This window comes from Algoriphagus aurantiacus, assembly GCF_035156405.1.
In the GTDB taxonomy this organism is placed as follows: Bacteria; Bacteroidota; Bacteroidia; order Cytophagales; family Cyclobacteriaceae; genus Algoriphagus; species Algoriphagus aurantiacus.
On record NZ_JAXRUT010000018.1, the window covers coordinates 41,880 to 56,154 of the forward strand.

Consider the following 14,275-nt stretch of genomic DNA (forward strand, 5'->3'; position numbering starts at 1 on the left):
TAATTCTGGAGAAGCAGGCTAACGATAATAATTAAATAATTTCCGGTTCGTTCCACATGCCGTCTTCTTTGATAATTTCTATCAATTTGTCTACGGCCTTTTCTGAAGGGACAGATCGCTTCATCACTTCTTTTCCTTTGTAAAGAGTGATTTTACCTTTCCCTGAACCCACGTAACCATAATCAGCATCAGCCATCTCTCCAGGGCCATTTACGATACAGCCCATAATTCCGATTTTCACGCCTTTCAAGTGATCAGTTCGCTTACGGATCATAGCCGTAGTTTCTTGCAGGTCAAAGAGTGTTCTGCCACAGGAAGGGCAGGAAATGTATTCCGTCTTAGACATCCTAGTTCTAGCCGCTTGGAGCACTCCAAAACCCACAGAATTATGAAGTTTGATTTGTGCTAGAACTTCCTCGCGGGAATGTGCTTTCTCCTTTTCTAAAGAAATAAAGATTCCATCGCCCAAGCCATCTATTAACAACCCTCCTACGTCAGTTGCTGCATAAAGCATGGTTTCATCCTGAGACTGATCTGGGTAGCTTACTTTCACAATCACCGGGACCTCGGTCTTGGCTTCAAGCAAACTCACGAAAGCTCTTCTCAAGGCAGGCATTGCATGTTTATTCTCTGTTTTCAGGATAAAAACAGTATTTTTTCTCTGGTCTGCTAACACGATTGCTTCAGCAATTTCTGTATCGAAGACTTCAAGGAAATTCAATTCTGAATGGAATTTCTCAGCAGTTGAGAAACTCACCAAATCGAAAAGTGGGAATTTATTTTGCTGGTCAGATCCGACAGTCCAAATCGCCGCATCCTGGATTTCCTTCATACCGTTTGGCAGCATAAAAGGAATTGGATTCGCACCAGAATAAACGAAGTCGCAACCCTGATCATTCATTTTCCACTTGTCCAGTTCTGGCAAATAGAAATGACCTACGGACTTCATTTCCTTCTCGGTGATTTTCTCAATCTTCGATATATCAGTAATTACTCTAGGGACATTATGCCCTCCAAAATTGTAAGTCTCTTCACTGTGGCGCTTAAAATGCTCGTATGGATTTACCGGGTATTCTTGAATTGGCTTGATCTCAGCGTGTCCTGAGCGTTTTGCATAACGATCAATTAATGCTTTTGCCACTGGCGCTTCAAACTCAGGGTCTTCGGTCAAGGATACCCGAACCGTATCCCCTAATCCATCTTCCAATAAAGTACCGATGCCTACTGCCGACTTGATCCTTCCGTCTTCCGCTTCTCCTGCTTCAGTTACTCCGAGATGAAGCGGGTAAGGTTTGAAACCACCTTGATCCAATTTCTCAACAAGTAATCGGTAGGCTTGAACCATCACTTGCGTATTGGAAGACTTCATAGAAATCACGATATCGAAGTAATTCTCATCCTCACATATCCTCAAAAACTCCAACGCTGACTCTACCATTCCCAGTGGAGTATCACCGTATCTACTCATGATCCGATCAGAAAGAGAACCGTGATTGGTCCCAATTCGCATAGCTGTGCCGTGCTCTTTACAGATTTTCACCAAAGGCAAAAACCGCTCGCGAATACGGTCCAACTCTTCCTGATAAGTTGCATCAGTATATTCTATTACTTCAAATTTCTTTTTGTCAGCATAATTCCCCGGGTTCACACGCACTTTCTCAACTATCCTCGCTGCAACTTCAGCAGCATTTGGAGTAAAGTGAATATCAGCAACCAATGGTGTATTGTAGCCTCTTTTGCAAAGCCCATCCTTTATATGTTGAAGATTTTCTGCTTCCTTAATACTTGGCGCAGTGATTCTTACAAGTTCACAACCCGCCTCAATCATACGGATACTTTGCTCGATGGAGCCCTCGGTGTCCATAGTATCCACCGTTGTCATGGATTGCACCACAATTGGATTATCTCCGCCTACGATGACATCACCGATTTTCACAGGAATAGTTTTTCTCCTGGAATAACTTGTCAAGCTATCGCAATACAGCTGATCTAATGATTTGATTATTGGCTCCATGTGGGTTATATATCTCCTAATTGAGGTCGGATTACTAATTCTTCAACAACTGATTGAGGCGAAAGTTTATATGCAGCCCAGACACTTTCGGCTACATCCTCGGCTTTCATAAATCTTTCGATCGGCATATCAACCCCTTCCCAGCTTGCGGTGTAAGTTGCTCCAGCAAGGATAGAGGTTACTTTGATTTGGTGAGGTTTCAACTCTTCCCGCAGGCATTTGGTCATACCCAACATAGCCCATTTTGATACAGCATAACTCCCACCATTTGGATAGGCAGTCAAGCCTGCTACTGATCCCATACTGAAAATATGACCTGACTTGCGGGCAATCATTTCCTGAGCAAATCCTCTGGTCAAGTAATAAGCAGAATACAAATTGGTCTCCATCATCAGTTCAAAATTTCCTGCTGGCTCGTCATGAATCGCTCCTGGGATAAACACTCCAGTATTATTCACCAATACATCCGGAATACCCACAGCCTTTATTTCAGCTACAAATTTCAACACATCAGCTTTTTTGGAAAGATCAGCCTGCATTGCACTTACTTTTATGCTAGTATATTTTTCTTCCAAAGAAGTCTTCAATGCAGCAAGATCAGCCTCATTACGCGCACAGGTGAAGATATCAAAACCCTCCGCTGCAAATCGCTCAATGATAGCTCTTCCTATTCCCTTTGTGCCTCCAGTAACGAGGATGCTTTTACTCATTTGATTCGTAGTTTAATAGTTAGTATGACAACTATTTAGCTTACGCAAAGTTACATTTTTTTATCAAAACAGCGCTGAAACTTGCATTCTCCCTACATGGACTATCCTTTCCAAGCCCTGAGAATTCCTGCCTTCATAAACTAGATTGAGCTGTAGTCCTTCCCCAATCTTTTGTAGCCAGTTGACATTCCAGGTCAAATTGCTGCCTGGAGTCAACGCTTGAAGCATTTCATAGCCAACAGGAGAATTAGCGACACCATTGTAATCGATCTGAATCAATTTCAAATTCCCTGTCAATGTGGTTTTTACCGCGCGTGAAAGACGAAGATCTATCCCCACTTGATGCAATAAGGCCTTTTCTTTGAACTCCACTGTGGCAGTATTTACTTTCCCAGTAAAATTATATGTCGCTGTAGTCCTGAAATATGGAGTGGGTTGCCAAGAAAATTCAGGGCCAATTTGATTTTGAGAGATATTGTAATTTCTATTATCTAAGAAATCTGAAGCAGAAATCCGATTGCCTATACCCGCCAAAACCCTTATAGTTGTCTGCCCATTGAAATTATATCGGGTATTCAATTTCCAATCTTTCTGAATTAAATCTTCGAAACCTCCGGATAATAACTGCTTAAACTGAGAATCAAAATACGATAGATCAAAACCGTAGTTAGCAGAAGCGCGATTGAAGAAGAAGCTAGATCGTATCACCTGACGAAGTGAGAGAATTTCTTCACGATTCACTCCCCCTACAAAGGGGTTTATTCGATCCACAAAGTCATCCGAAGTTACTTTTTTCTCCACACTTAGGCTTGTAGTATTCGAAAATTTATGTAGAAATGCCCGCAAGCCCCCACCCTCTTTCCAGATTTCAGGGAATTTTGCCTGAAGTCTATAATTTAAAATACTGGTGTACGCCTGAATGTAGGTGTCAGTCGGTACAAAAATTTTAATGTACTGCTTCTCCTCAGGATTTATCGCAAGATAAAACTCATTCAGCTGCTGTACACCATCACCATTATCGTCACGCCAAGTATGTGTACCATCGCCATTTGGAGCTGGTAAAAAGACAAATTCACGCTGCAATTCGCGCCCATTTCCAATAGCATAGCTTACTTCATTTCGAATTAGATTTTTACCCAAACTTCCTTGATAATCAAGCTTGCCCATCACATTTAGTTCGGATTCTAAGTCGCGCTGCAAATATTCTAATTCACGGTACGTGAACGTGCTGCTCAAACTGTGTTGAGTCCATTGCTTTCGGAACGTGAAGTTGGAGGTAAAAGCTCTGGTATCTTTTAACAGTTCACCAGCAAAAGGGGCTTTATCCTCACGCCATGCAGCATCTGCCAAAAAGGAATAGCTAAGCGAGTCATTGCTTCGCAAATAGAGCAAATGCTGCTTAAAATTCATTGCGGTACTTTGCACAGAATCTGTCTCCGCATTCCTGTAGGCATTTTGATCCAAAGAGAACTGATAACCCGGAACGATTATTTTAGAATTATAACTCACATCTCCGAGATATCTAGTCCAATCAGACTTCAGTGAATCCTGATCTGAATTCAATCGAAAGAATTCTTGTCTGAGTCGAATTTTACTCCCCAACTGCAAGTTCCAGTTTGCAGAATGCTGTGTGCCGTTTAGTACATTTTCTCTATTTCTTAAGTAAAAAAGATAGTCAAAGCGATTGTGCGCATCCTTTTCAAAACCAATACCCGCACGAAAAAACTGCTCGGCAGCAGCATTTTGCAAAGTTTCCGGACTCAATCCCCAATCCCGGTCAAACTCAATGAATCTGAAACGATCAATAAAATTGAAGTATGTTGAGTTGTACTCGTATTCCGTCTGTCCCTTCATAGTATAGCCTTTGAAAAGTGAGGACTCCCGACCCTCACTTTGCAGACCCACCTTCATCCCCAGCCCTTGGTTATCCTTATCATCCGATCCAGAAAACAGATTATTGTCCACTGAAGAAAGAGCCAGTTCTGTATAGACTTTTTCGTGCTCATTCAGCTTTATTCTTGTTCCTGCCGTCACCATCCGCTTGCTATCAGGAAGTGGAAGTTGGGACAAAATGGAATAATCACCCTGAGACTGTCCATTCAGCCTTGGAACATATTCGTAGACTGTTCCATTGGACAATTGGCTGGAGCGACGATAATCTCCAAGCCCGGCACCAACTTGTGAAAAGCCCAATTCATAATGCGCCAATTCAGGATCATTCGAATATTCATAATAAACCAAGGAATCCCCAAACTCATCAAATTCAGTAATTTTCGCATATAAAATCCTGTTCTGATCAAAAGCTACGCTATCGATCCTCGGAATTCTAGCGAGTTCTGCACTGTCACCCACTGAGGCCATAAGACCAAGTTCTTCCTGCGAGAAATCAGTAAATAAAGGCCTGTTTCTATTGTCCTTTTCCTGATAATAGTTCAAATACACATCAACTTTGCCATTGGTTTGTGTATGATTAGCACCAATAATAGATCGAGAGTAATTCCGCTCCGCATATTCAAAATCCACACGAACCCGAGAATATTGCGTAATCAGAACTTTGGGAGTAAAGGTGATTTCTGCCTGATTATAATCAATCACATAATCTTCATTAAATCCACGTTTGAGCTGTTTTCCGTCTAAAAACACGCGCTCTGAATTTGCCATAATGATTACAAAACGTTCACTATTTGGCCCACTAACCCGATAAGGGCCGAGCACTCCTTCCAAAATAGGTAATTGTATGGAAGCGAATTTCCCTTTGGCGATAGAGGCAAACGCCTGTGAACTTGCAGTCCAGTTATCGTTCAATTTGTAATCTGAAGTAAATTGAAGTCCCTGCACATTTTTATAGTACCGCAAAAACTCAGATTGTCTTTGCTGCAGCACCACATCACCCGCAGCCAAGCTAAAATCATCGTTATAAAGTTCGATCAGCACATTATCAAAATCCTGAATCTGCTGAGTATTTCCCTCAGGCTGGAAAGGAACATTTTGATCGGTAATACTTGCCCGGATTTTTAGATTTTCAGAAATATCACCTTCCAGTTGAAGGTTTAGAGCGGAGTTCACAAATACGTTTTGCGTATTTCCGAAGGATATTCCCCGTGTGAGACTTCCGGATTTATAGAGATTTGTAGTGGGAAAAAGCTCTTCGCGAAAGTCAAAGGCTGGCAACTCTGCCATTCGATTATCTTTAAATTGAGCGGTGGAGTCATAATCCGATAATAAAGTCCTTCGTGCAATCGGCTGATCTAAGCGAATTGAAAAAGTTCTGTAGCAGAGCAAAAGTGAATCCGGTTTGATGTCATTTCCAAAAACCACCAGAAGCTTATTCGTGCTAAGTTCATACTTGAAATTATAGGATTTTCCTTTTTTATCGGTAAACCCAATGCTCTCCTCCAGTAGGGAAAGTGAATCCGGAACAGCCGGGGTTTCGAATATCTCCGACTGTACCCATCGGCATTTTTCCTGAGCTTTAACCGAAGTAAAAAAGCTAAGCAACAAAACCCAGAAAAGTAGCCAAACTCGCATGCTCACTTCTAAATGCCTTTTGATTGAAAGGTACTAAAAAGATGAATTATCCTATCAATGGAAAGGTGAGATAGAAAGTAGTTCCCTTACCAATCTTAGTTTCAAACCAGATTTTGCCTCCCGCAGTCTCAACACCACTTTTTGCGATAGCCAATCCCAAACCAGATCCGGTGGACTTGGTCGAGAAATTAGGGATGAAAATCTTATCCTTCAGGTCATCTGAAATGCCTTTGCCATTGTCCGAAATTTCAAGGAAAACGGCCTGATCTGTCATCCAAAGCCATATTCTAATTACTGGCCTCACTCCCGGCTCTACGGCCTGAATGCCGTTTATTACGAGATTTGATATCACTCTTCCAAAAAGCTTATCATCTCCCATAATCGGAATATTCTTGGTAAATGAATCATCTTGGAAAACCAATTCTACTTGTTGGTCACCACTGAACAGCTCCAAGACTTTATTCAGCACCGATTTAAAATTCATCAACTCGTTATTCGGCAGTGGCATTTTTGCAAAAGTTGAAAACGAAGAAGCTATTCCACTGAGCGCATCCACTTGGTGAATTAACGTTTCCAGTGATCTTTTCAGCTTTTCAGCGTCGTCCAGTCTTCCTGCGTCTTGGAGACGGATCAAATGCTGGAGTGTAAGCTTCATTGGAGTCAACGGATTTTTGATCTCATGGGCAACTTGCTTTGCCATCTCCCGCCATGCAGATTCTTTCTCGGTAGAAGCAAGTACTTTCTTACTGTTTTCCAGTTTGAAAAGCATGTTGTTATATTCATTTACCAGCAGGCCAATCTCATCTTTGGAACCCCAGTACATAGGCTCATTATTCTCCAAGTTGGTGGCTTTTAACTTTTGTGTAAGCAATTTAAAAGGGAAAGTAAGATTGGTCGAGACAAAGTAAGACACGAACAAAAACAAGATAAAAATCACCACAAAGGCATTGAAAATATTGCTCAACACATCAGCAATCAGTGTATTCAATTCCGTCTCTGATTCGAAGAAAGGCACCGCCAAAATCCCTAGATTCTCTTGGCTAGCTGCGGCAGGAATTGATAAATAAACCGCCTTATAACGCAATCTGCCTATTTGTTCTTCTGCCAAATACTGACTTTGGCCCATTTCCTCGATCTCAGCGATTGCCTTTGGATTGATCAGAGGAGCAAGAATTTTCTTATCAAAGATGTTCGGACGATTTGTGGATTCCAGCTTTCCCTCTGCGCTGTAAAGATGGATATCACTAGCGGTTGTATTGGCCAGTTCATTTACCTCTTCGTTGAGTGCATCACTATCCACAATTCCAAGTCGTTGATTATTCAGGAAGCTGCCGAGATTACCTCTGATCAGTGCCGCCTTTTGGATATACTGTCGATCTAGATCATCGCGATAACTATTTGCCAAAAGGCCAATGGTTATAATACTGATAATGATAATAGGAAAGAAAAAAGCGAAATTCAGGTAAAGTTGAAGCTTAGTGGAATAATTGAATTCAAAATTTTTGACTCCTGTGATTAGGGTATTGATCAGAATAGTTAGGAAAGTCATGATCACAAAGAGCACGAAGAACAGGGATATATTTCCAAAAAAGTGCGCTAAGGAGATATTCCTGGAGGATATGACAATCAATTCATCCCCATTTTTTATCCCAAAATGATGAAACCCACCTTGATGAACGCCTTCCGTCAACAACCCTTTCCTATTTAAAACCTGCTCAAAACCATTGCTCAGATAATTAAACGAACCAGAGTTCCTGATAAATTCACTATCCTTGAAAATAGCATAGTCATAAAGTACTTGATCAAGCTTGTCGTTATATTTCTTATCCAACAATAATTTAGGATAGACACTTGTAGGCTGAACTCGTAGCTGTCGAAGCTCAAGAAAAACAGTTCCAAGCGATGAACCTTCTTTGCTCATTGGTACAAATGCTACAAAGCGATTTCCACTAGTAGACTCATTGCCACGGATAAAATACAAATCTTTAACGCTCGTGGCATAGTCACTTTTCATATATTCAAGCTGAAGATCCTTAATGTTTTCTGAATCTGAAGAACCTAAAATCTGCTGACCTGATGATGAAAAAATACGGACTTGGACTTCAAACTGATCAAAGTAATTATCCAGATAAATTCTTCGGATTTTAGTTTCTATCGGTTCCTTGGAGAAAAGTGGGTCAGCAATTCTATTTTGAATGAACAAATCACTTTTGATGCGAGTGAATATTTCTCCTAAAAAAAACTCTGTCATTACATCATTCTCGATTAGATTTTGATTTGCAAAGCGAGTTTTGGATTGCATCAATACACTTTTCTCCGTCTGAAAAGTACTAATACCCCCTACAATTGCCGTCACCAGGCACGCAAAGAAAAAGGTGAGAAAAGTGTCCAATCCTAGCCTAAAGGCATTTTTAAAAAGCTCAAGCCTAATAATAGTAATTAAAAACCCTAGATGAATAAACCAAACTACACCGCCCCAAACTGTAAAAAAGAATAAGATTCCTCCAATGGGAAGCCCAATGATTACTATCCATTTGTAATAAACTTTTTTGCGCGGGTTGATCTCCAATAGCAAACTAAACAACGTCAGTGTAAACAACACATACATTGCACCCCATAGAAACAGCATGAAGAAACTTATCCCCTTAAACCAATCAAAGGAAGGGATAGAGCTAATGTCCAAAGCCCATTGGGAATTGATCATCAAATCCCTTGGTAGTGACCACACCATATACATACCAATGGAGCTCACAAGTAATGAGAAAAAGAGGAATACACGGACCTCATTCGGTGACTTCAAGACTTTAATCTTCTCATGCATTGCTCTGGACGCAAGCTGGTAGATCACCATTGCCAAGATAAGAACACCACATAGGGTATTGATCAGTAAATCTCCAAGACTTGGATTGAACCAAGAAGATGCATAATTAACTGGATCAAATAATGACAAATTCAGATAGTTGCTTGGGAAATCCAGCAACAACATCATCATTCTAAATGCGCCAAGAACAAAAATCGCATAACCTATAGACTGCCATCTTCTTCCAGATTTCCACTTGGTAAGTACAAAATCAGAGCTCAACAGGAAATAAAGCAGGAAAACTGAAGTAAAGAAAATTAGTATAGCGGGGTTAACTACTCTTCCTGCCGGACTGTAGCCAAATAGGAAATTGATTCCAAAAAGCGGTATCCCTGCTGGGTTCTTAACAATTGATGTTCCTTCATCAGGATTAGCAAAAAGCTCGAACCGATCGTTGCCAAAGATGTTTGGATTAGCACCTGTGATCAAATAATTGTTCTCAATATTCCCTGGCCAAATCAAGCGAAGTACATGAATCATCACATACTCAGCCCCATTCCTTTTGACATTTCTAACCTTAAGCAATAATGTCCCATAGGGATCTTCAAGGAGTTGGTATTCTCTTGCAAGGTCTACTTGAGAAAAATCAAGCGTAAGTGTAAAATCTGACCAATACAAGAGGTCTTTTTGGGGACTAATAATAAAAAATGGATGTTTGTGAATAGGTGTACTTATCAGACCAAAACTTAAGGTATCATTTGGTCTGATATCCATTAGAATCTGAATAAAATCCTCATCGAATTCCTTATCAACAGCCTGAACGCGGTCCTGTAAAGCTTGCAAATAGGTGTCCTGTTCGCTTTTCTGAAAGAAAAAGAAATTCAAGACCAACACAGCAAGAAGAGAGAAAATACTGATCAAGATGATCAGGCGACGGGAATCATGCTTCATTTAGGTGTAAAATAAAAAAAGCAAAGTCCTTGATCAAACTTTGCTCCTCTATTCGATTAGTGCAGTGCTATTTTTGCCTTTCTTTTTTTAGCATTTCGATACCAGAAAAAGCCCAGCACCATAGCGATAAGATAGGGCATAACAAACAGGTACATGATTCCAAGATTCAAACCAGCTCCAATACTTGTATCACCATTACTTACATTATTTTCTACAGATGCCCGACACATAGCGCATTGAGCAAAACTTGCTGTTTGGGTCAGCAAGACTACGAGTGAAAGGACTCCTATTTTGAAAGCTTTTTTCATGCTATTTCCTACGTCTGCGACGTGTCCGGGTTCTAATGAATATAATAAGGACTGATCATCAGGTACACTATCACCCCACTGACAGTCACATAAAGCCAGATTGGATAGGCAAATTTAACAACTTTTCTGTGCTTCTCACGCTGATCAGTGTATCCATAGTAATAAGCAAAGAGGATTGGAAAAAGTGCAACCGCAGCCAAAATTATATGTGTCAGTAATAAGAAATAATAAACGCTTCTAACCACCCCTTCCCCTCCAAATGAAGTTCTTTCAGCTCCTGCATGATAGATCACGTAAGAAACCAGGAATATTGCCCCCAATCCAAATGCGATTGTCATAGAGGCACGGTGATAGGGAATATTTCCTTTTTTGATAAATAACAATCCCGCAACTAGGGCTAGGGTGGCTGCAGTATTGATCACTGCATTTAGATGTGGAAGAAAATATACCCATTCCGCTCCTAAATCAATTTTAGAAGGCATGAATATAAGTACTGCAACAGCGACAGGTATGATTACAGAAATGGCAATAATCCATCCCCTAACCTTACCCTCATTTTCTAACAGACTATTTTCCTTCGTTTGCATGTAATAATACTTTAGTCTCTAACATCAATAAATCCACATCCTCACGGGAGGTTCCGCTGTAGTATCCTCTGATCCGTCCAAGTTCATCGACAAGCACAAACTTGTCACTATGCACAAAATCATCTGGAACCCCCAACCCATCAACAGTCGGAATAATAAATCCACATTTGGCTAAGTCATAGGTTTCTTGAACTCCCCCAGTAAGAAAGTCCCACTTACCAGCGTCTGCATTATGCTCTTCAGCATATTCTTTAAGAATTTCAGGTGTATCATAAGTTGGATCGATACTAATGGACATGATCTGAATTTGATCATTGTCTCTAAACATATCATTGACCCGCTCCATTTCTGCTGACATTTTAGGACAGATACTCGGACATGATGTAAAGAAAAAGTCCACTATGGTAACCTTCCCCTCCATATCTTCTCTTCCTACTTTTTCACCTTCTTGATTGGTGAACGAGAACTCAGGGATGTAATGCTGAGTAGTATCAGCAATTGGACATTCTCTAAATGGATTATCCACTCCTTTTTCAAAAAAGACAGGGATATCGTAATTGTTACTGCCAAAGCCTTTAAGAAACAGGAAAATCAAAATGGGCACCAAGAGGATGCAAACAAGCACTAACCCTTGCAAAATTCTCAAACTTCTCATAATAGGGGGTTAACAAAAAAGAAGGTCAAAGTGTCTAACTTCAACCTTCTTTTTTTGAAAATTATTTTGAAATTCTGACTAAAACCAGCGCATTGAAAATATGTCTGAGCCTTCTTTTAAAAGAACTATGATCAGCCAGAACAAAAATGCGATAGGCACTAAGATGGCATAGATCATCGGCTTAACCTCGTCACCAAGGTGCATAAATTCCATCATGATATATTTGGCTTTCCATACAGTCAACGCGATGAACAGGAAGTAAAGCAAAATACCTCTATCCATGGTGAAAGCCATTACAAATTCCGCAGTGGTAATAGCAAGCAAAATGAAGGCAGTCTTCCAAATTTTCTTGATCTTATCATTATTCCTAGGAACAACGTTAAGCGTTGATTTATTTTCTTGAATATCCATAATTCTAATTTTTATAGCTTAGATCAGGTAGAATAAAGTAAATACAAAGACCCAAACCAGGTCAACAAAGTGCCAGTATAATCCGATTTTTTCAACCATTTCATAGTGGCCTCTTCTATCGTAAACTCCTACAGCAGCTTGATAAAACACCATAAACAACAGTAGAACTCCTATAGTAACGTGAAATCCGTGAAATCCGGTGATGAAGAAGAATAGGTTCGCAAAAGATGCTGGCCCATATTCATTCACTAGTAGATTAGCTCCAAATACTGTTTCTGTCACATTCCGTCCCAGATCATTGATATAAGTAAGTACCACGCCACCATCCGATCCATGGATAAAGTGATTCCACTCCCAAGCTTGGCAACTCAAGAAAGTGATACCCCCAACTAGTGTCCAAAGCATCCATTTTACCACGTCATCTCTATCATTTCTATGACCAGCTTCTACAGCCAAAACCATTGTAACAGAACTAGCTATCAAAATGAAAGTCATCAAACCTACAAAAACTAGAGGTGCATGAACTCCATGTACAAATGGAATAGCATCAAACACCAATTCAGGAATTGGCCAATATTCGTTGGAACCAACAAAATCATTGGCAGGTCCGGCATAAGCTGGATAGCTAACCCGAATTGAAAGGTAAGTAATCAAAAAAGCGGCAAAAGTAAAGATATCCGAAAGAAGGAAAAACCACATCATGAGTTTTCCATAACTGGCTTTGAGAGGTTCGTTACCGCCTCCCCAGACGCCTCTTTTCGGGCTTACTCCTATAGCAGTAGAATGCGCAGACATAAGATATTGATTTGTACTTGGTTTATTTTAATGATTCAAAAGCAAAAACATAAATAGATATAACCACAATGCAGCAAGAAAATGCCAGAATGTAGTGGCCATTTCGAGTGTATCCATTGACTTGGAATGCACTTTATATCTATAAGTCGAAATTAATACAATAATCAGAAATATCACACCGCTGATTAAGTGAATAGCATGCAATCCAGTGAATACATAGAGAAATGACCCTGAAGGATTACCTACAAAAAACACATTTTCATCCACCAGTGCTACCCAACTGTACCATTGCCCCACAAGGAAGGCAATACCAAACAGAACTGCTAGACTAAGGCCTGACCGTACACCTGCTAAATTATCTTTTTTAGCTGCTGAATAAGCATATTGAAGGCAAATACTACTTATGATTACTATTCCTGAAGTGTACCAGAATACAGTAGGAAGATCATATTCTAGCCAGTTTCCTTCTGATTGTCTTACGATATAAGCACTCGTAAGTGCTGCAAATATCATCACGATAGTAACTAAGAAAAGCCATAATGCAAACTTCTTAGGGTGCATTGCGATTGGCTGATCTACCATATCGACGTACTTAAGTTCCTTTTCCATCATTACGGTAGTTTATCTAATAAGTAAGCAATCTGTACGATTGGCAAATACAAAAAGGAGCCAAACATAATACGTAGAGCTGATTTCCTCGAGCAATCTTTCATTAATGAGAAAGTCTGAGCAAGGAAGAGCACTCCACAAACAGTCGCTACAATACCTGAAGTCATCCCTGTAAGTCCAAAATAACTTGGCAACAAACCAAGAGGAAGAAGGAATAAGGTATAAATCATTATTTGAATAGCGGTATTTAAATCTTTACCACCACCACTTGGCAATAGTTTGAACCCAGCGGCTTTATAATCTTCATCACCTACCCAAGCAATAGCCCAGAAATGCGGAAATTGCCAGATGAATTGAATTCCGAAAATAATCAAAGCTTCATGAGAAATAGAGCCTGTAGCCGCTGTCCAGCCTAAAAGGGGAGGTAAAGCACCAGGAATAGCTCCGACAAAAACCGCTATTGGCCCTACTCGCTTCAATGGAGTATATACAAACACATAAAGCACCATGCTCAAAATCCCCAACCAAGTAGTAAGCGGGTTGGTGAAATACCAGAGTAAACCAACACCTATAACAGCAACTATGGAAGTAACCCAAAGTGCTTCTTGAAGGGAAATAAGTTTTAAGGGAAGTGGACGGTTTTGAGTACGCTTCATCAGCTTATCCAAATCACGCTCTAAGATTTCATTGGCAGCACAGGATGCACCACTGATTAAGAAGCCGCCAAGAGCTAAGCCTATAAAGCCAGACCAGCCGAAACTTGCTCCTCTATCACCAAGTATGTAGCCAAAGATTGCTGAGAATGTAACCAAAGCAGATAGCCTCAATTTGATCAACTCAGCGTAAGCTTTTAACTTGCTTAATACTTGACTACTAATATGGTCAGTTACTTCAACTGTCCTCATGA

At 40.3% G+C, this 14,275-nt stretch carries 11 protein-coding genes; all 11 read right to left on the minus strand.

The features are described from left to right. Positions 1 to 31: 31 nt before the first annotated feature. The 11 genes from ispG to cyoE all read right to left on the minus strand — a co-directional run bounded on the left by ispG (position 32) and on the right by cyoE (position 14,273). Positions 32 to 2,014 (minus strand): (E)-4-hydroxy-3-methylbut-2-enyl-diphosphate synthase, encoded by a 1,983-nt coding sequence (gene ispG / locus SYJ56_RS17065; protein WP_323836172.1) that lies wholly within the window; start codon positions 2,012 to 2,014, stop codon positions 32 to 34. A 5-nt stretch (positions 2,015 to 2,019) separates the two neighbouring features. Continuing rightward, a complete protein-coding gene (locus tag SYJ56_RS17070; protein ID WP_323836173.1) occupies positions 2,020 to 2,724 on the minus strand; it encodes an SDR family oxidoreductase in 705 nt (234 codons plus the stop codon). A gap of 63 nt (positions 2,725 to 2,787) precedes the next feature. Continuing rightward, a complete protein-coding gene (locus tag SYJ56_RS17075) occupies positions 2,788 to 6,252 on the minus strand; it encodes a hypothetical protein (RefSeq protein ID WP_323836175.1) in 3,465 nt (1,154 codons plus the stop codon). A 46-nt stretch (positions 6,253 to 6,298) separates the two neighbouring features. Next, the gene (locus SYJ56_RS17080; protein ID WP_323836177.1) at positions 6,299 to 10,003 is read right to left on the minus strand and encodes a HAMP domain-containing sensor histidine kinase; all 3,705 of its coding nucleotides are present in this window, start codon (positions 10,001 to 10,003) and stop codon (positions 6,299 to 6,301) included. Between the two features lie 56 nt (positions 10,004 to 10,059). Continuing rightward, positions 10,060 to 10,311 (minus strand): hypothetical protein, encoded by a 252-nt coding sequence (locus SYJ56_RS17085; protein WP_323836179.1) that lies wholly within the window; start codon positions 10,309 to 10,311, stop codon positions 10,060 to 10,062. A gap of 32 nt (positions 10,312 to 10,343) precedes the next feature. Then, the gene (locus SYJ56_RS17090) at positions 10,344 to 10,898 is read right to left on the minus strand and encodes a DUF420 domain-containing protein (RefSeq protein WP_323836181.1); all 555 of its coding nucleotides are present in this window, start codon (positions 10,896 to 10,898) and stop codon (positions 10,344 to 10,346) included. After that, on the minus strand, positions 10,879 to 11,553 hold the full coding sequence (locus SYJ56_RS17095; protein WP_323836183.1) for an SCO family protein: 675 nt from the start codon (positions 11,551 to 11,553) through the stop codon (positions 10,879 to 10,881). The genes SYJ56_RS17090 and SYJ56_RS17095 overlap by 20 nt, the downstream gene beginning before the upstream one ends. Before the next feature lie 78 nt (positions 11,554 to 11,631). Further along, positions 11,632 to 11,964 carry a cytochrome C oxidase subunit IV family protein gene (locus tag SYJ56_RS17100; protein WP_323836185.1) on the minus strand — a complete coding sequence of 111 codons (333 nt, stop codon included), beginning with the start codon at positions 11,962 to 11,964 and terminating at the stop codon, positions 11,632 to 11,634. 18 nt (positions 11,965 to 11,982) lie between these two features. Then, complete coding sequence (locus tag SYJ56_RS17105; protein ID WP_323836187.1) at positions 11,983 to 12,759, minus strand: cytochrome c oxidase subunit 3; 777 nt, start codon at positions 12,757 to 12,759, stop codon at positions 11,983 to 11,985. Positions 12,760 to 12,786: 27 nt separating this feature from the next. Further along, the gene (locus SYJ56_RS17110) at positions 12,787 to 13,368 is read right to left on the minus strand and encodes a cytochrome c oxidase subunit 3 (protein ID WP_323836189.1); all 582 of its coding nucleotides are present in this window, start codon (positions 13,366 to 13,368) and stop codon (positions 12,787 to 12,789) included. A 2-nt stretch (positions 13,369 to 13,370) separates the two neighbouring features. Beyond that, positions 13,371 to 14,273: a heme o synthase gene (gene cyoE, locus SYJ56_RS17115; protein ID WP_323836190.1), complete on the minus strand. Its 903-nt coding sequence runs from the start codon at positions 14,271 to 14,273 to the stop codon at positions 13,371 to 13,373. Positions 14,274 to 14,275: the final 2 nt, after the last annotated feature.